17 protein-coding genes are annotated in these 16,344 nt (G+C 71.2%); 10 read left to right on the top strand and 7 right to left on the bottom strand.

Going from position 1 to position 16,344, the window contains the following annotated elements:
* Positions 1-139: 139 nt before the first annotated feature.
* Positions 140-2,113 (bottom strand): ATP-dependent DNA helicase, encoded by a 1,974-nt coding sequence (locus ACIBQ6_RS32085; protein ID WP_397216430.1) that lies wholly within the window; start codon positions 2,111-2,113, stop codon positions 140-142.
* A gap of 371 nt (positions 2,114-2,484) precedes the next feature.
* On the opposite strand from ACIBQ6_RS32085, the gene ACIBQ6_RS32080 reads away from it, so the two are divergent.
* Both ACIBQ6_RS32080 and ACIBQ6_RS32075 read left to right on the top strand, forming a co-directional pair.
* On the top strand, positions 2,485-3,537 hold the full coding sequence (locus tag ACIBQ6_RS32080) for a hypothetical protein (protein ID WP_397216428.1): 1,053 nt from the start codon (positions 2,485-2,487) through the stop codon (positions 3,535-3,537).
* A gap of 63 nt (positions 3,538-3,600) precedes the next feature.
* A complete protein-coding gene (locus tag ACIBQ6_RS32075) occupies positions 3,601-5,205 on the top strand; it encodes a Na+/H+ antiporter (RefSeq protein ID WP_397216426.1) in 1,605 nt (534 codons plus the stop codon).
* Between the two features lie 42 nt (positions 5,206-5,247).
* On the opposite strand, the gene ACIBQ6_RS32070 is transcribed toward ACIBQ6_RS32075, so the two are convergent.
* Positions 5,248-5,505: a UBP-type zinc finger domain-containing protein gene (locus ACIBQ6_RS32070; protein WP_358284978.1), complete on the bottom strand. Its 258-nt coding sequence runs from the start codon at positions 5,503-5,505 to the stop codon at positions 5,248-5,250.
* 76 nt (positions 5,506-5,581) lie between these two features.
* Here ACIBQ6_RS32070 and ACIBQ6_RS32065 point away from each other — a divergent pair, with 76 nt between their 5' ends.
* From ACIBQ6_RS32065 to ACIBQ6_RS32040, 6 genes are all read left to right on the top strand, one after another.
* Positions 5,582-6,646 (top strand): aminotransferase class I/II-fold pyridoxal phosphate-dependent enzyme, encoded by a 1,065-nt coding sequence (locus tag ACIBQ6_RS32065; protein ID WP_397216424.1) that lies wholly within the window; start codon positions 5,582-5,584, stop codon positions 6,644-6,646.
* Between the two features lie 45 nt (positions 6,647-6,691).
* Positions 6,692-7,078: a hypothetical protein gene (locus tag ACIBQ6_RS32060; RefSeq protein ID WP_397216422.1), complete on the top strand. Its 387-nt coding sequence runs from the start codon at positions 6,692-6,694 to the stop codon at positions 7,076-7,078.
* Positions 7,079-7,125: 47 nt separating this feature from the next.
* Positions 7,126-7,452, top strand: coding sequence for a DUF202 domain-containing protein (locus tag ACIBQ6_RS32055; protein ID WP_352363977.1), 327 nt, complete (start codon positions 7,126-7,128; stop codon positions 7,450-7,452).
* The gene (locus ACIBQ6_RS32050; RefSeq protein WP_397216420.1) at positions 7,453-7,782 is read left to right on the top strand and encodes a DUF202 domain-containing protein; all 330 of its coding nucleotides are present in this window, start codon (positions 7,453-7,455) and stop codon (positions 7,780-7,782) included.
* Between the two features lie 59 nt (positions 7,783-7,841).
* On the top strand, positions 7,842-8,147 hold the full coding sequence (locus tag ACIBQ6_RS32045) for a hypothetical protein (RefSeq protein ID WP_358284985.1): 306 nt from the start codon (positions 7,842-7,844) through the stop codon (positions 8,145-8,147).
* 166 nt (positions 8,148-8,313) lie between these two features.
* The gene (locus tag ACIBQ6_RS32040) at positions 8,314-8,754 is read left to right on the top strand and encodes a hypothetical protein (protein WP_358284987.1); all 441 of its coding nucleotides are present in this window, start codon (positions 8,314-8,316) and stop codon (positions 8,752-8,754) included.
* Positions 8,755-8,797: 43 nt separating this feature from the next.
* Here ACIBQ6_RS32040 and ACIBQ6_RS32035 read toward each other — a convergent pair whose 3' ends face one another.
* Entirely contained in the window at positions 8,798-10,630 is a 1,833-nt protein-coding gene (locus ACIBQ6_RS32035; protein WP_397216418.1) for an ABC transporter ATP-binding protein, read from the bottom strand.
* Positions 10,627-12,408 (bottom strand): ABC transporter ATP-binding protein, encoded by a 1,782-nt coding sequence (locus ACIBQ6_RS32030; protein WP_352357190.1) that lies wholly within the window; start codon positions 12,406-12,408, stop codon positions 10,627-10,629. Before ACIBQ6_RS32030 ends, ACIBQ6_RS32035 begins: the two co-directional genes overlap by 4 nt.
* A gap of 220 nt (positions 12,409-12,628) precedes the next feature.
* Between ACIBQ6_RS32030 and ACIBQ6_RS32025 the strand changes: the two genes are divergently transcribed.
* Positions 12,629-13,108, top strand: a complete 480-nt coding sequence (locus ACIBQ6_RS32025) for a nucleoside deaminase (protein WP_358284993.1) — start codon at positions 12,629-12,631, stop codon at positions 13,106-13,108.
* 26 nt (positions 13,109-13,134) lie between these two features.
* On the opposite strand, the gene ACIBQ6_RS32020 is transcribed toward ACIBQ6_RS32025, so the two are convergent.
* Positions 13,135-14,253, bottom strand: a complete 1,119-nt coding sequence (locus ACIBQ6_RS32020; protein ID WP_358284995.1) for a ferritin-like domain-containing protein — start codon at positions 14,251-14,253, stop codon at positions 13,135-13,137.
* A gap of 88 nt (positions 14,254-14,341) precedes the next feature.
* Between ACIBQ6_RS32020 and ACIBQ6_RS32015 the strand changes: the two genes are divergently transcribed.
* Positions 14,342-14,974, top strand: coding sequence for a TetR/AcrR family transcriptional regulator C-terminal domain-containing protein (locus ACIBQ6_RS32015; protein ID WP_352357184.1), 633 nt, complete (start codon positions 14,342-14,344; stop codon positions 14,972-14,974).
* 42 nt (positions 14,975-15,016) lie between these two features.
* On the opposite strand, the gene ACIBQ6_RS32010 is transcribed toward ACIBQ6_RS32015, so the two are convergent.
* Together ACIBQ6_RS32010 and ACIBQ6_RS32005 are read right to left on the bottom strand one after the other, a co-directional pair.
* Positions 15,017-15,472, bottom strand: a complete 456-nt coding sequence (locus tag ACIBQ6_RS32010) for a transglycosylase SLT domain-containing protein (RefSeq protein WP_358284997.1) — start codon at positions 15,470-15,472, stop codon at positions 15,017-15,019.
* Positions 15,473-15,805: 333 nt separating this feature from the next.
* A complete protein-coding gene (locus tag ACIBQ6_RS32005) occupies positions 15,806-16,201 on the bottom strand; it encodes a transglycosylase SLT domain-containing protein (RefSeq protein WP_397216415.1) in 396 nt (131 codons plus the stop codon).
* Positions 16,202-16,344: the final 143 nt, after the last annotated feature.

Genomic DNA, 16,344 nt, shown 5'->3' with positions numbered 1-16,344 from the left:
GGCGGCCGGCCGGTGAAGGGTCAGCGGGCGTTTCCTGGAAGCCCGCCGGCCCCGTACGGCGGGTGGCCTGACCAGGCGGAGCCGTAAGGAAAAGAAGGAAAAGAAGGAAAAGACTGTCGCCTGAAGGGGCCCGCGACGGTCAGGACTCGGTGGACAGGCGCTTGAGCGCGGCACGGGGGACGGCCGGGTCGGTGGTGCGCCAGAACGGCGGCAACGATCCCAGCAGGAAACCGCTGTACCGGGCCGTCGCCAGGCGCGGGTCGAGGACCGCGATGACGCCCTTGTCGTCCTGGGCGCGCAGCAACCGGCCGGTGCCCTGGGCCAGCAGCAGGGCGGCGTGGTTGGCCGCCACCGCCATGAACCCGTTGCCGCCGCGCGCCGCGACGTGCCGCTGCCGGGCCGAGGTGAGCGGATCGTCGGGACGCGGGAACGGCACCCGGTCGATGATGACCAGCCGCAGCGACGGCCCGGGGACGTCGACCCCCTGCCACAGCGACAACGTGCCGAACAGGCAGGTCGGCTCGTCCTCGGCGAACTGCTTGACCAGCAGCATGGTCGAGTCGTCGCCCTGGCACAGCAGCGGCACGTCGAGCCGCTCGCGCAGCGCCTCCGTGGCGGCCTTGGCGGCGCGCATCGAGGAGAACAGCCCCAGCGTGCGCCCGCCGGCCGCCTCGATGAGCTCGGTGATCTCGTCGAGATACTCCTGCGGCAGCCCGTCGCGGCCCGGCTGGGGAAGGTGTTTGGCGACGTAGAGGATGCCGGCGCGCGGGTGGTCGAACGGCGAGCCGACGTCGATGCCCTGCCAGCGCTTGCTGTCACCCAGGCCCCACTGCGCGGCCAGCCCGTCGAACGTGCCGCCGAGGGCGAGCGTGGCGGAGGTGAGCACCACCGTGCGCTCGCCGAACAGCCGGTCGCGCAGCATGCCGCTCACGCTCAGCGGCGCGACCCGCAACATGGGCGGACGGCGGTCGGTGGCGCCGTCGAGCCAGACCACCTCGGCGCGGTCGGCCTCGGAGGCGTGGCCGTAGGCGTCGAGCATGCGGACGGCGGTGTCGTGCACCTCGTCGAGCGCGGTGAAGGCGGCCTTGCGCTGGCCGGCCTTGTCGGGGTCGTCCTTGTCGGCGTTGCGCGGGCCCATGGCGGTGATGCAGCGCCAGGCCGTGTCGCGGATGAGCTGCAAGGTGAGGCCGAGCACCTGCGGCAGCTCGTCGATACGGCCGGGCGGCGCGGCGGCCAGCAGCGCCTTGAGGTCTTCGCCCGCCTCCATGAGCTGGTCGGCGAGCGGCTGCTCGATCAGCCGGCCGACGCGGCGCACGGCCAGCATCACCGAGGCCTCCGACAGCTCGCTGGTGACCACCGAGGTCACCCGGTCGACCAGCTCGTGGGCCTCGTCGACGACCACGACCTCGTGCTCGGGCAGCACCGGCAGGTCGCCCATGGCGTCGATGGCCAGCAGCGCGTGGTTGGTCACCACGACGTCGACCTCGCCCGCGCGCGCCCTGGCCAGCTCGGCGAAGCACTCGGGGCCGCTCGGGCAGCGGGTGGCGCCCAGGCACTCCTGCGCGCTCACCGAGAACTGCCGCCAGGCCTGCTCGCTGACGCCGGGCACCAGCTCGTCGCGGTCGCCCGTCTCGGTCTCGTCGGCCCACTCCTGGATGCGCTGGACCATGCGGCCGGTAGCGCTCACCTCACGCGGATCGAAGAGCTGGTCCTGCTCGTCCTCCTCGGGCCAGCCCGCCGTCGCCTTGTAGCGGCACAGGTAGTTGCGCCGGCCCTTGAGAATGGCGAACGTCGGCTCGTGCGGCAGCTCCTTGCCCAGCGCCTCGGCGAGCCGGGGCAGGTCGCGGTCGACGAGCTGGCGCTGCAGCGCGATGGTGGCCGTGGAGATCACGACGGGGGAGTCGCTGTCCATGGCGTGCCGGATCGAGGGCACCAGGTACGCCAGCGACTTGCCGGTGCCCGTGCCCGCCTGGACGGCCAGGTGCTCCTCGTCGTCGATGGCCTTCTGGACGGCCTTGACCATGGTGACCTGGCCCTGCCGTTCGCTCCCTCCGAGAGCGCCGACCGCGATGCTGAGCAGTTCGTCCACTGACGGGAGATGGGAGTCCGGCACGGTCGTCAACGGTACCCGCAATCCCGGGCCGACGCGCCGGGACGCCCTGTGTCCGGTCATGCGCATCCCGTCGTTCGCGGGCTCCCCGCGGGACTCCCGTGGCACACTGTCGAGCGGAACTCCGACTGGTCAGGGAGATCTTGCCGGTGTGATCGATGGGGTTCACGGTCTCGATGGTGAGAGCGGTTAGGTAGGGTTTTCCGGGGTTGAGTGGACGAATAAAGGCTGGTTAAAGCAGTATGTCTGCCATGTCGGAAGTTGTCCCGTTGCCGTCGTTCGGCGAAGTCTTCTTCGATGCACGAGGTCAGGAGCGGTGCCTCCGGGTCACGTGGCATGAGGGCACACTGGTCCTCAGCCTGTGGCGTGGGGAGATGTGCACAGCGAGCTTCCGCATGCCGATGGAGGACGTCGGCAGGCTGCTCGACACGCTCGACGACGGCTACGCCGAGGCCACGGGCGAGCAGCCCGCGGTGCCCGCGGCCGATCCGGGCACCGAGGTCATGCCGGGCACCGGCACGTACCACCGGCCGCCCCAGCACGCCCAGCAGCAGCCTCCGCCGCCCGCGCTCGACGAGCGGCCCACCGCGTCGCTGTCGCCCAACGACGTGCTGGTCGCGCGCGGCCCCGCGCCGCAGGACAAACTGGTGGCCTCCTACAGCGAGACCACCGGCCCCCGGGAGACGCCGTCGTACGGCGAGCGCAGCCCCTTCACCGGCCCCCAGTACGTCGAGCAGCCCGCCGCCCAGTACCCCGGCGACCCGCACAGCGGCCCGCAGTACACCGGTGACCCGTTCAGCGGCCCGCAGTACACCGGCGACCCGCTGAGCGGCCCCCAGTACACGGGCGACCCGTTCAGCGGCCCGCAGTACACCGGCGACCCGCTGAGCGGCCCCCAGTACGCCGGCGACCCCTTCACCGGCCCCCAGTACGTCGAGAGCAGCGAGCCCGTCTACCAGCTGCCCGCCGACCAGCGCCGCCCGGCGCCGCTGAGCACCGACCCGCTCGGCTTCCCGTCGCAGGCCGCCGACCCCTACCCGCCGGCCCAGCAGTACACCCCGGACTCGTACGGCTCCTACCAGCAGCCGCCGTCCCAGCCCCAGCCCCAGCCCCCGGCGCAGCCGCAGAGCACGGCCGGGCTCGGCACGCCCATGCACGGCATCCCCGGCGCCGGCCGCAGGCACAACCCCGCGCCCGCCCAGGACCCCTACCGCGCGGCCGACACCTACCAGGGCTACCAGCAGCCCGCGCAGCCCAACCCGGTGGACCCGCTGCTGGCGCTCGGCCGCCAGGAGTACCCGCCGCAGTCGTCCGACCCGAACATGGGCCGTCCGTACGTGACGGACCCCCTGTTCTCGACCGGCGAACGCCTGCGCCCCGACCAGCAGCAGGACTACGGCGACGGGCGCGACCGCCGGGAGTGGTGACACCCTCCTCCCGCCCGCCGGGTACGCTCTCGGCATCCACCCGGGCGAGCTGGAGGAACGTCGTTGAACCCGACCATGGGCCTGCAACTGCTGCTGATGGCCGGTGGCGCGGTCGCGGTCGCGGCGGTGGCACGGCGGCGGGGCTGGCCGGCCCCGCTGTTGCTGGTCGCGGCCGGCCTGCTGGTCTCGCCGCTGGTGCCGGCGGTGCCGTTGCAGCCCGAGCTGGTGCTGTTCGTGTTCCTGCCGCCGCTGCTCTACTCGGCCGCGCTCGACAGCTCCTACCTGCGCCTGCGTGACGTCAAGCGGGCCGTGGCGCTGCTGTCGATCGGCCTGGTGCTGTTCACCACGGCCGTGGTGGGGCTGGTCGTCCACCTGCTGCTGCCGCAGCTCCCGCTGGCCGCCGCCTTCGCGCTCGGCGCGATCATCGCGCCGCCCGACGCCGTGGCGGCCGTCGCCGTGGGCCGGCGGCTCGGGCTGCCGCGCAGGTCGCTGACGATCCTCATCGGCGAGAGCCTGTTCAACGACGCCACGGCGCTGACGGCCTACCGGGTGGCCATCGGGGCGGCCGTGGGCGGCAGCATCGACCTGTTCCAGGGCGTGGCGCAGTTCCTGTTCGCGGCGCTCGGCGGGGTGGCGATCGGGCTGGCGCTGGCGTTCGTGTTCGCCTGGGTGTTCCAGCACACCCGCGACTCGCTGGTCGAGAACACGCTGATGCTGCTGATCCCGTTCGCGGCCTATCTCGCGGCCGAGTCCGTGCACGTCTCCGGGCTCGGGCCCGAGCCGGTGCACGCCTCGGGCGTGATCTCCGTCGTGGTCGTCGGCCTCTACCTGGGCAACCGCATGCACCAGCGGGGGTTCGGCACCCGGCTGGTGTCCGACGCGGTGTGGAAGGTCACCGACTTCTTCCTGGAGTCGATCGTCTTCGCGCTCATCGGCCTGCAGCTCGTGACCGTGATCAAGGGCATCACCGGCTACGGCCCCTGGCAGGTCGCCGGCTACGCGCTGGCGGTGCTGGCGGTGACGATCGTGTCCAGGTTCGTGTGGGTGTTCGCGTTCACCCCGCTGGTCAAGCTCGTCCGGCGGGGCCCGGCGCCCAGCCCGCAGCAGACGGTGATCCTGGGCTGGGCCGGCATGCGGGGCGTGGTGTCGCTCGCGGCGGCGTTCTCCATCCCGCCGGAGATCCCGGCCCGCGACCGGGCCATGCTGCTGTTCCTGACGTTCACCACGGTGATCGGCACCCTGCTGATCCAGGGCATGACGTTCCCCGCGCTGATCAGAAAGCTGCGCGTGTCGAGCGAGCAGGAGCGCTACGAGGACACGCTGGCCGAGGCGGCCGCCCAGCAGGCCGCGCTGGAGGCGGGCCTGGCCGAGCTCGAACGCCTGGTCGAGCAGGAGGGCGAGCCCGACGAGATCAAGAAGCAGGTCATCGACCAGCTCAGGGAGAAGTCGTGGCGGCGGTCGCTGACCGCGTGGGAACGGCTGGGCGGCGGCACCGCGCAGGGCGGCGCCGAGACCCCCAGCAGCATCTACCGGCGGCTGCGCCGTGACATGCTCACGGCCGAGCGCGAGGTGTTCGTCCGCCTGCGCGACGAGCGCCGCCTCGACGACGAGGTGCTGCGCGAGGTGATGGCCCAGCTCGACTTCGAGGAGGCCATCCTCGAACGCTGACCCCGACGGGCGCCGCCCGCGCAGGGCAGGTCAGCCGGGCAGTCAGCCCATCTGGTTGTCCACGAAGCACCAGCGCCAGCTCTCGCCCGGTTCGAACGACTGGATCACCGGGTGCGTGGTCGCGTGGAAGTGCTTGGTCGCGTGCTTGTTGGGCGAGGAGTCGCAGCAGCCGATGTGGCCGCACTCCAGGCAGCGCCGCAGGTGCACCCATCGGCTGCCGCTGGCCAGGCACTCCTCGCAGCCCTCAGGGGTCTTCGCCGCCGGGTCGTCGGCCTGGGAAAGATGCTCGCACATTGCCATGGATCCGATCCTAGGACCCGGCCGCCGATGCCTTCCGCGCAGACCTGCTGTCCGGGCCCTGACCTGCGAGAAGGCCGTGCGCGCCGGGCCGCTCTCGGGGGATGCCCGCGTCAAGGAGGCCGCCGTCGCGGCGATCCGGCGGCTCGGGGCGGGCAGCGGCGGTTCGCGGCTGACGAACGGCTCCCTCGCGCTGCACGAGGAGCTGGAGGCGCGGCTCGCGGAGTTCCTCGGGCGTCCGGCGGTCATGGTGACCAGCGCCGGCTACCTGGCCAACCTCGCGGTGGGCGCGCTGCTGGGGCCCGGCGACGTGGTGATCGGCGACCGGCTGGTGCACGCGTGCCTCATCGACGCCGTACGCCTGGGCGGGGCGCGCTTACGCCGCTACCGGCACAACGACATGGACCACCTGGAACGGCTGCTGGCCGCCGGCGACCCGGACGCCGGCCGGATGATCGTGACCGAGGGCATGTTCTCCACCTCGGGCAACGTGTGCGACTTCTCCACCTCGGGCAACGTGTGCGACCTGCCGGGCATCGCCAAGCTCGCCCGCACGTACGGAGCCCGCGTCGTGATGGACAGCGCCCACGACGCCGGCCTGCTCGGGGACGCCGGTCGCGGCGCCGCCGAGGCGCACGGCCTGGAGGAGGCGGTGGACGTGCAGACCATCACCTTCTCCAAGTCGTTCGGCACGATCGGCGGCGCGGTCGCCGGGCCGGAGGAGATCATCCTCTACCTGCGCCACCACGCGCGGTCCATGGTGTTCACCGCCGCCCTGTCACCGGCCTGCGCCGCCGCCGCGCTGGCCGCCCTGGAGATCGTCGTCGCCGAGCCCGAGCGGCGGCGCCGGTTGCGGACCGCGGCCGGGCGGCTGAGCGGCGAGCTGGCCGGGCTGGGGTACGCCGTCGTGCCGTCGGACCGTCCGGTCATCGCCGTGCCGGTGGGGGAGGACCTGCGCTGTTTCCGGTTGTGGCGGGAGCTGTTCGACGAAGGGGTGTTCACCACGGCCATGATCTCGCCCGGGGTGCCGCCGGGGCAGGCGCTCATCCGGGTCAGCCTCACCGCCACCCACACCGACGCCCAGCTCGACCGGATCGCGGCCGCCTTCGCCGCCGCCGGCCGTCGAGCGGGGCTTCTTCACTGATCGCGCGCGCCGCCACGGGCGCGGGGCGCTGGGTAAGGTCGAGGTATGCGACTCATCAAGAGCCGGTTCGTGCCCCTGGCGCTCTTCGCCGTCTGCGTCCTGGCCGCCGGGTGCGGCGAGGTCAACGACACGATCGACAAGGCCCAGGCGTGCCTGGAGGCGCCGAAGATCGTCACCGACCTGGCCGCCAAGGTCAAGGACCTCACCGACGACCCCAAGGCCATGGAGAAGGCGCTCGACGACGCCGCGGGCAAGCTCAACGACGTGGCCGACAAGGCCGCCAACACCACGCTCAAGCAGGCCAGCGAAGACCTTGCCAAGACTTTGGGCGGGATCAACGTCCAGAACGTGAACGACGCCGTCGACGCGGCCCAGAAGGTGGGCAGCGAGGCGGTCGACTACGCCCAGCAGGTCGCCAAGGCGTGCAGCTGAAATCCCGTCTTCTCTAGGGGAAAAGGGGACGAATTACCATATAAGGCATGGAGCCCGACCCGCGTTTCACCTTGGCCAACGAACGCACCTTCCTCACGTGGCTGAGTACGGCGCTGGCGCTCAGCGCGGGCGGGGTGGCCATGGCGGCGGTGCCCTCCGACGTGTTCGTTCCGTGGGTCCGCACGGTGCTGGCCGTCATGCTGGTGTCGTTGTCCGCGCTGGCCGCGGGCATGGCCTATCCGCGCTGGCGCAACATCCAGCGCGCCCTGCGCAACCAGGCGCCGCTCCCGCCGCCCGCCCTCGCGGCGGTCTTCGGGTACGGCGTCGCCACCGTGGCCGTCGTCGCCCTCGTGCTCATCATCCTGTCGGTGTAGATGTCACAGGAGATCTGGGACGAGGGCCTGCAGAGCGAGCGCACCCGGCTCGCCTGGGTCCGCACCGCCGTGGCGCTGGCCACGGGCGGGCTGGGCGCCGCCGGGCTCGCGGTGCGCCACGGCCTGCCCGCCGTGGCCGTCGCCGGGTTCGCGCTGGCCGCGCTGTGCGGCGCGGTCCTGCTGATCAGGACGGGGGCGCGCTTCCGCCGGGTCCAGGAGGCCCTGCACGGCGGACGGCCCATCGACGCGGGCCTCGACGCGCTGTTCGCCTGGCTCGGCACCCTCAGCGTCGTGCTCGGCGCGGTCACCTTCGTGCTCACGGTCCGGTGACCCCCGGCTTGCGATGTTCCGGAGGGGAGGCGGACACTCGTAGTGAGGGGGTGACCTCAGTGGAGGAAGAACGCAGGACCCTGCCCTTCGAGTGCCGCGGTTGCTGGCACGTCTGGGAAGAGGACTACCTCGTCCGGCACGTCGACGACGAGCACGGGAACGCCGCCGAGATCTGGCTCAGGGACGGGCTCGTGGTGCCGCCGCCGTCGTACGGGGTGATCTGCCCGCATTGCGGCTGTCAGCAGACCACCACGTTCCCGGCCGGCTATCTCGCCCGTCATCCGGAGCTGTTCCGGTCGGACGAGCCGGTCGTGCCGGACGCCACGCCGCTGCTCAGCCCGGTTCCGCCGCGGCGTCCGTACTGACGGGAGACGCGACGGCGGGCGGGCAAGTGCCGAAAAACGGCGCTAAACCATGACACTTGGTAAGCGTTTCGTAGCTTGAAGTGTCATAAGGTGCGTCTTGCGCAGGCGCGGGGCCAGGCGCAGACTCAGGTCTAGACCACTGAAACCCCAGCCGGGGGTGATCCTCGTGCGCGACGGGTTCGAGACCCGCGAGACCTGGCCCTTCGAGTGCCTGCGCTGTCTGCGTGTCTGGGAGGAGGAATTCGTCGTCCGGCATTTCGCCGACGACCACGGCAATCAGGTCGAGATCTGGCTCAGCTCCGGCGTTGCCGTGCAACCTCCCTCGTCGGGCACGTGCTGCCCGGGATGCGGCGCCTACCACGTGACGTCGTTCCCGAACGGCTACCTGGCCAGGCACCCCGAGTTGCGGCCGGATCCCGAGGTGCGGCCCGAACTCGTGCCCGAGCTCGGCGTCGTGTCGGGTCCGGTGCTGGAGGAGCCGAAGGCGCCCCTGGCCGGGGCGCCGTTGGCCGGTCGGCTGCTCGTCGCGATCGGGGTGCCCGTCGCCCTGTTCGTCGGGTACGAGCTGTACCGCGGCCTCGTGGCCGCCGCGCCCGTCCACCACTAGCGCGCCGGCCCGCCGCTCGCGCGGTGGGCCGACGGCGTCGTGGTCACTGGCTCAGGCTCTCCAGCCAGGCCCGGTGCAGCCCGGCGAAGCGGCCCGAGGCGGCGATGAGCCGGTCGGGCGGCCCGTCCTCGACGACCTGGCCGGCCTCCATCACCAGCACCCGGTCGGCGATCTCCACGGTCGAGAGCCGGTGGGCGATGATCAGCGCGGTGCGGTCGGCGAGGATCGTGCGCAGCGCCCGCTGCACCAGCCGCTCGCTCGGCACGTCGAGGCTGGAGGTGGCCTCGTCGAGGATGAGCACCGCGGGGTCGGCGAGGAACGCCCTGGCGAACGCGATGAGCTGTCGCTGGCCCGCCGACATGCGCCCGCCGCGCTTGCCGACCTCGGTGTCGTAACCGTCGGGCAGCCCGGAGACGAACTCGTGCGCGCCGATCGCCTTGGCCGCCTCGCGGACCTGCCGGTCGGTGGCGTCCGGCCGGCCGAACCTGATGTTGTCCGCCACCGTGCCGCTGAACAGGAAGTTCTCCTGCGTCACCATGACGACGGCCTGGCGCAGCGTCGTCTCGTCCAGGTCGCGCAGATCGACCCCGTCGAGCAGCACGCGGCCCGCGGTCGGGTCGTAGAAGCGGGAGATCAGCTTGGCCAGCGTCGTCTTGCCCGCGCCGGTCGCGCCGACCAGCGCCACGCTCTGCCCGCCGGGGATCGTCAGGTCGAGGCCGGGCAGGATCGGCATCTCCTCGACGTAGGCGAAGCGCACGTCCTCGAAGCGGACCATGCCGCGGGCCTGCTGGGGCAGCGGCTCGGGCCGGCGCGGCTCCGGCACGCCCGGCTCCTCCTCCAGCACGCCCGACAGCTTCTCCAGGGCCGCGCCCGCCGACTGCAGCGTGTTGTAGAACTGGCTGAGCTCCTGCATCGGCTCGTAGAACTGTCGCAGGTACAGCAGGAACGCGGCCAGCACGCCGACCGTGACCTCGCCCTGGATCGCCAGGTAGCCGCCGTAGAGCAGCACCCCGCCCACGGTCAGGTTGCCGATCAGCTTGATGCCGAACATGAACTCCGCGCCCAGGACCATGCTGCGCGCGTTGGCGTCCCGGTAGTCGTCGTTGAGCTGGGCGAAGATCTCCTGGTTGCGCGGTTCCCTGCGGAACGCCTGCACCGCGCGGATGCCGGTCATCGACTCCACGAAGTGCACGATCACCAGGGCGACCGTCTCCCGCGTGCGCCGGTAGACGATCACCGACTGCCGCCGGAACCACCGCGTGAACAGCAGCAGCAGCGGCAGCGGGACCAGCGCCACCAGGCCGAGGTGCACGTCGAGGACGAGCAGCAGCGCGGCCGTGCCGAACATCGTCAGCACCGCCTTGACCAGCCCGTCGAAGCCGGACTGGAGCAGCTCGGAGATGGCCTCGATGTCGGAGGTCAGCCGGGAGATGACCCGGCCCGAGGTGTACTTCTCGTGGAAGCTCAGCGACAGCCGCTGGAAGTGGTCGAACACCCGCCTGCGCAGCTCCAGCAGCACGCTCTGGCCGACCTTCCCCGACAGGCGCAGGAACGCCTGCCGGGTGAGCGCCTGCGTGACGGCCGCGACCAGGATCACGCCGACCACGATCAGCAGGATCGACGGCCCCGACCCGCGGGTCATCGGCGGGATGCCGTCGTCGATCCCCACCTTGACCAGGTACGGGATAGCCAGCGCCGCGGCGTTGGAGACGACGATGATCGCGGTGAGCAGCGCGATGGCCTTGCGGTAGGGACGCAGCAGGTCGCCGAGCAGCCTGCGGGAGCGCTCCCGCAGCAGCACCGACACCTTCTCCGGCAGTTCGTCCTGCTCCTCGGAGGCGACGCCGCGCCAGGAGGAGACGGGGGCGGCGGTCATCGCAGGGCTCCTTCCGAGGGGTCGAAGTCGGCGTCCTGGGCCAGCAGCTCGCGGTACTCGGGCACGTCGGCCAGCAGCTCGTGGTGGCGGCCGACGTGGGTGATGGTGCCGTCGCGCAGCAGCGCCACCTTGTCGGCCAGCAGCACGGTCGAGGCGCGGTGGGCGACCACGATGCCGGTCGCCTCGCGCAGGACGTGCCGCAGCGCCTCCTCCACCAGCGCCTCGGTCTCCACGTCGAGCGCCGACAGGGTGTCGTCGAGGACGAGCACCCGCGGCCTGCTCAGCACCGCCCGCGCCAGGGCGAGCCGCTGCCGCTGCCCGCCCGACAAGGACAGGCCCTGCTCGCCGATGCGGGTGTCGAGGCCCCAGGGCAGGTCGTACACGAAGCCGGCCTGGGCGGTGGCGATCGCGGCGGCCAGCTCCTCCTCGGTGGCGTCGAGCCGGCCGAGCATGAGGTTCTCGCGCACGCTCATCGAGAACAGCGTCGGCTCCTCGAACGCGGTGGCCACCAGCGAGCGCAGCGTGGTCAGGTCGAGGTCGCGCACGTCCTCGCCGTCGATGGTCACGCGGCCCGTGGTGGCGTCGAGCAGCCGGGGCACCAGCGCGGTCAGCGTGGTCTTGCCCGCGCCGGTCGCGCCCACGATCGCGACCGTCTCGCCGGGGTGCACGTCCAGCCAGACGTCGCGCAGCACCGGCTCGTCCGCGCCGGGGAAGGCGAACCCGACGCCCTCGAACCGCAGGTGGCCCCGGGGCAGCTCGATCGTGCGGCTGCCGCTCTCGATCGCCGGGACGGTGTCCATGACCTCCATGACCCGGTCGGCGGAGGTCATCGCCTCCTGGGCCATGGCCAGGATGTAGCCGAGGCTGGCGATCGGCCAGACGAGCTGGAGCATCAGGGTGGTGAAGGCGACCAGCGTGCCCAGCGTCATCGAGCCGGAGCCCACCGCGAGCGCGCCGAGCAGCAGCACCAGGGCGAGGGTGACGTTGGGGATCACTTCGAGGAAGGCGAAGAACCGGGCCGACAGGGTGGCCTTGTCGACCGAGCTGCCGTACACCTTGCGGGCCGCCTCGTCGTAGCGGTCGTAGACGTGGTGGCGGCGGCCGAACGCCTTGATCGTACGGATGCCGATGGCCGACTCCTCGACGAGCGTGGCGAGGTCGCCCTGCTCGTCCTGGACCTGGCGGGAGATCTTGATGTACCGCTTCTCGAACCGCAGGGACGTCCACACGATCGGCACGGCCGAGGCCAGCACCAGCAGCCCGAGCGGCCAGTACTTGTTCAGCAGGAGCACGGTCACCGTGATGAGCTGGAGGACGTTCATCACCAGGAAGAGCATGCCGAAGCCGAGGAAGCGGCGGATCGTGGACAGGTCCGTCGTGGCCCGCGACAGCAGCTGGCCCGACTGCCAGTCGCCGTGGAAGCCCATCGGCAGGCGCTGCAGGTGCTCGTAGAGGTCGTCGCGGATCGCGGTCTCCAGCCCGAGGACGGGTTTGACCTGGGTCCAGCGCCGCAGGAAGATCAGCCCGGCCTCCACGACGCCCACGCCCAGGGCGATGAGACCGAGCGGGAGCAGCCCGTCGGAGTCGCCCCGCGTCACGGGACCGTCGATGACCTTCTCGCTGATCAGGGGGAGCGCGATGCTCGCGGCGATGCTGAGGATCGCGGCCAGCCAGATGAGCACCAGTCTGGCGGCGTACGGGCGGAGGTAGGACTTCATCCGCCACAGGGAGTTGGAGGAGAGCAGGGGACGGCGAGGTGTGTCAGTATCGGGAGGCATCCCATCCACATTAATACGTGGGATCAACCCATTTTTTGCGGTAAATGTGGGGGTTTCTGCAGGTTACGGGCAGAAACGAGACCGTCACGGCGCGTCCGGCGACCCCGCGCCCGCCGCCGTCCGGACGGCCGGGCACACTGCCACCTGCGGCTCGGGCGCGGCGCGGGCTAAGGCGGAGCTGTCCTTTCCGCTCACCATTCTCACCGGACAGGAAGTCGTGATGATCGACGAGAGTGAACTGCCGTACCTGCGGCGCTGTGTCGAGCTGGCCACCGAGGCGCTGGAGTCGGGCGACGAGCCCTTCGGGTCCGTGCTGGTCGCCGCGGACGGCGCCGTGCTGGCCGAGGACCACAACCGGGTGGCCGGGGGCGACCGCACCCGGCATCCGGAGTTCGAGCTGGCGCGGTGGGCGGCGGCCAACCTGACCCCGCAGGAGCGGGCGGCGGCCACCGTCTACACCTCCGGCGAGCACTGCCCGATGTGCGCGGCGGCCCACGCCTGGGTGGGCCTCGGGCGCATCGTCTACGTCGCGTCGTCGGAGCAGCTCGGCGGCTGGCTGGCGGAGCTGGGCGTGCCGGCGCCGCCGGTGAGCACGCTGCCGGTCAACGCCGTCGCGCCGGGCGTCCCGGTGGACGGGCCCGTCCCGGAGCTGGCCGGGCAGGTGCACGAACTGCACCGCCGCTTCCACGGCGGACGCTGAGGACGCCGCCCGGCCGGGCGGGCCGGTCAGGGGGCGGACGTGCCGAGGGCGATCGTGTCGGCGACCTCGGCGTGCCGCTCGGCCTCCTCGGCGGCGAAGCGGGCGGCGTCCAGCTTGTCGGCGATGTCCTCGTCCTGCTTCATGAGGGCGTCGAGCGACTGGCCGGCCATCTCCAGCACGCCCATGTCGGCGTACGCCTGCTGCAGCCGCGGGCTCCACAGCCCGATGTCCTTGACGCACGGCACGATCCTGCTGAACAGCAGCGAGCGGAACAGCCGCAGGTACTCCGACTGGTCGGTGGCCCGCATGACCTCGTCGGTCTCGGCCCTGGACAGGCCCAGGTGCTCCCAGGACTCCGCGCCGCGCAGCCGGTCGCGCATGAGGTAGCAGCCCTCGATGACGAAGTCCTCGCGCTCGCGCAGCTCGGACTCCGACAGGTTCTTGTAGTAGTCGCGCAGCGCCATCCGGCCGAAGGCGACGTGCCGGGCCTCGTCCTGCATCACGTACGCGAGGATCTGCTTGGGCAGCGGCTTGGTGGTGATGTCGCGCATGACGCCGAACGCGGCCAGGGCCAGGCCCTCGATGAGCACCTGCATGCCGAGGTAGGGCATGTCCCAGCGGGAGTCGCTGAGCGTGCTCTCCAGCAGCGCCTTGAGGTGCTCGTTGATCGGGTACGCCAGGCCCACCTTCTCCTGGAGGAAGCGGGCGTAGGTCTCGGCGTGGCGGGCCTCGTCCATGGTCTGGGTGGCGGCGTAGAACTTGGAGTCCAGGTCGGGCACCGACTCCACGATCCGGGCCGAGCAGATCATCGCGCCCTGCTCGCCGTGCAGGAACTGGGAGAACTGCCAGGCCGCGCCGTGCAGTCGCACGTCCTGGCGCTGCTGGGGGCCGAGCCGGTGCCACAGCGGGGTGTCGTGGATGGCGATCGTGTTGTCGGGGATCCCGAGCACGTTGTACGGGTCCACCTCCAGGTCCCAGTCGATGCGCTTGGCCGAGTCCCACTGCTTGTCCTTGCCCTTCTGGTACAAGGCCAGCATGCGGTCGCGGCCCTCGTCGTACTCCCAGGTGAACCGGCTGGCGCCGGCCATGCCGACGTCCCAGGTGGAGAGCTCGGCGGGGAGGGTGTAGAGATCGTGCGTCGACATGGGGGACCTCCGCGAGGGGATTACGTACGGTGTACGTCCACGGCTCGACCCTTGCACGTACGGTGTACGTGCGTCAATAGAATGAGCTATGACCACCGAGCCCCTGTCCAGGCCCCGCATCGTGGCCGCGGCCATCGACCTCATCGAGCGCGAGGGCGCCGACGCGGTCTCCATGCGCCGCATCGCGGCCGAGCTCGGCGTCGGCGTGATGTCCCTCTACAACCACGTGCCGAACAAGGACGCGCTGCTCAACGGCGTGGCCGAGAGCGTGCTGAGCGGCATCGAGTTCACCGACGACCCCGACGCCCACTGGACCGACCGGGTGCGGGCGCAGGCGCGGGCCTTCCGGCAGATCGCCCATCACCATCCGCGCTCGACCATGGTGGTGGTCAGCCGCCAGCTCCACTCCCACGCCGGGCTGCTGCCGGTCGAGCGGGCGCTGGCCACGCTGCGCGGCGCGGGCTTCGACGGGCCCGACGCCGTCCGGATGTTGCGCATGTTCATCGCCTTCATCGTGGGCTCGCTGCTGCGCGAGGTCGGCGTGACGCCCACCTTCGCGCCCGTCCACAGCCGCACGGTCGAGGCAGCCGTCGTCGATCCGGCGTTGTTCCCCGAGGTGAGCGCGCTGGCGCCGCTGCTGGCCGAGTGCGACCACGAGGCGGAGTTCGAGTTCGGGGTCGAACTGCTCATCCAGGCCATCGCGGTGCACGCGGGTCAGTAGGAGGGCACCCGGGCGGGCCCGGATGCCCTCCGGCACGCGAGATCAGTACCAGTTGTGCGATTGCCAGTGCCCCCAGGCGCCGCAGGGCCTGCCGTACCTTCCCTTGATGTAGGCCAGGCCCCAGCGGATCTGCGTCTCGGGGTTGGACCGCCAGTCCTTGCCCGCGCCGCTCATCTTGCCCGCGGGCAGCGCCTGCGGGATCCCGTAGGCGCCCGACGACCGGTTGAGCGCGTGGTGGTTCCAATTGCTCTCCCTGGTCCACAGGTTGTCCAGGCAGCGGAACTCCCGGTAGTTCCACGCGCGCCGGACGACCTGTCCCAGGGCGATCTTCTTGTTTCTTCCGGCGGGCCGTACGGCCGCGATCTTCGGTTGCGCTGACGTTGTCCAGGTCCGCATCTTGATCACCGGAGGCCGGGACTCCGCCCAGGCCGGGCCGGTGCTGACGCCGAACGCGCTGATAGTGAGAAGAGTGCCGCTGAGCACGCGTTTGCTGTCCAAGGCGATCCTTGCTTTCGGGTCGCGTGCGGACGGGCGCCCCCTCCGGGGCGCCCTGCCGGTCCGCGTCCGTGGCTCGGACGCGGAGGGTCCGCGCGGCCTCCCGGGATCCTGTACCGCCCGATCGTGCTGGACGGCCCGGAAGGCGCCACGACGTGTCCTCAAGCACGATTCCTATTACGGGCCGTGACCGCGGGCCGCGATCTCGACACGCGAAGGACAGGTGTTTGCGCGCTCAATTCGGATAAAGGGCGATCTCGCTGGGCCAGGATTGCCCGGCCCGTCGCCCATATGGCATGTCCTTGGGTAAAAACGCGGACGTACCTGGGGTTTGGCTCAGTACCAACTGTGGGATTGGAAGTGCGCCCACGCGCGACACGGCGAGCCGTACCGCTGCTTGATGTAGCCCAGACCCCAACGGATCTGGGTGCGCGGGTTCGTGAGCCAGTCGGCGCCCGAGGAGGCCATCTTGTGGCCCGGTAGCGCCTGCGGGATGCCGTAGGCGCCCGACCGGTTGCCGGCCCTGTGGTTCCAGCCGCTCTCTCTGGCCCAGAGCCTGACCAGGCAGCCGTAGCTCGCGGCGCCCCAGCCGCGCTGGGCGACCAGGGACTTGGCGATGGCTTTGTTCCTGCCACTGCTCTGGGAGCTCTGCGCCTGTGCGGCCGTGGTGCCGGTCACCGTCGCGAGCGTTGCGGCGAGGACCAGGACACCGGTACGGCGGAGCATGGGCATGCGGATTCCCTTTCGAAGGGGACGGGGACCGCGTCACCCTGCATGACAAACACCCACATTTCCTAATTGACCATGAAAAATCAGGCGAAATTCCAAGATCGCGACATATTGATATTCAGGGGTTTCGCGGGAAAAATGAGGAA

This window comes from Nonomuraea sp. NPDC049655, assembly GCF_044465465.1.
In the GTDB taxonomy this organism is placed as follows: domain Bacteria; phylum Actinomycetota; class Actinomycetes; order Streptosporangiales; family Streptosporangiaceae; genus Nonomuraea.
This window is presented reverse-complemented; position numbering and strand designations above follow the sequence as displayed.

What these genes read in the sequence shown, in the direction of transcription:
- ACIBQ6_RS32030 (WP_352357190.1), bottom strand. Translation starts at nt 12,408, where the DNA reads ATGCCTCCCGATACTGACACACCTCGCCGTCCCCTGCTCTCCTCCAAC.
- ACIBQ6_RS32025 (WP_358284993.1), top strand. Translation starts at nt 12,629, where the DNA reads ATGATCGACGAGAGTGAACTGCCGTACCTGCGGCGCTGTGTCGAGCTG.
- ACIBQ6_RS32050 (WP_397216420.1), top strand. Translation starts at nt 7,453, where the DNA reads ATGTCACAGGAGATCTGGGACGAGGGCCTGCAGAGCGAGCGCACCCGG.
- ACIBQ6_RS32080 (WP_397216428.1), top strand. Translation starts at nt 2,485, where the DNA reads ATGTGCACAGCGAGCTTCCGCATGCCGATGGAGGACGTCGGCAGGCTG.
- ACIBQ6_RS32020 (WP_358284995.1), bottom strand. Translation starts at nt 14,253, where the DNA reads ATGTCGACGCACGATCTCTACACCCTCCCCGCCGAGCTCTCCACCTGG.
- ACIBQ6_RS32015 (WP_352357184.1), top strand. Translation starts at nt 14,342, where the DNA reads ATGACCACCGAGCCCCTGTCCAGGCCCCGCATCGTGGCCGCGGCCATC.
- ACIBQ6_RS32005 (WP_397216415.1), bottom strand. Translation starts at nt 16,201, where the DNA reads ATGCCCATGCTCCGCCGTACCGGTGTCCTGGTCCTCGCCGCAACGCTC.
- ACIBQ6_RS32070 (WP_358284978.1), bottom strand. Translation starts at nt 5,505, where the DNA reads ATGGCAATGTGCGAGCATCTTTCCCAGGCCGACGACCCGGCGGCGAAG.
- ACIBQ6_RS32055 (WP_352363977.1), top strand. Translation starts at nt 7,126, where the DNA reads ATGGAGCCCGACCCGCGTTTCACCTTGGCCAACGAACGCACCTTCCTC.
- ACIBQ6_RS32060 (WP_397216422.1), top strand. Translation starts at nt 6,692, where the DNA reads ATGCGACTCATCAAGAGCCGGTTCGTGCCCCTGGCGCTCTTCGCCGTC.
- ACIBQ6_RS32035 (WP_397216418.1), bottom strand. Translation starts at nt 10,630, where the DNA reads ATGACCGCCGCCCCCGTCTCCTCCTGGCGCGGCGTCGCCTCCGAGGAG.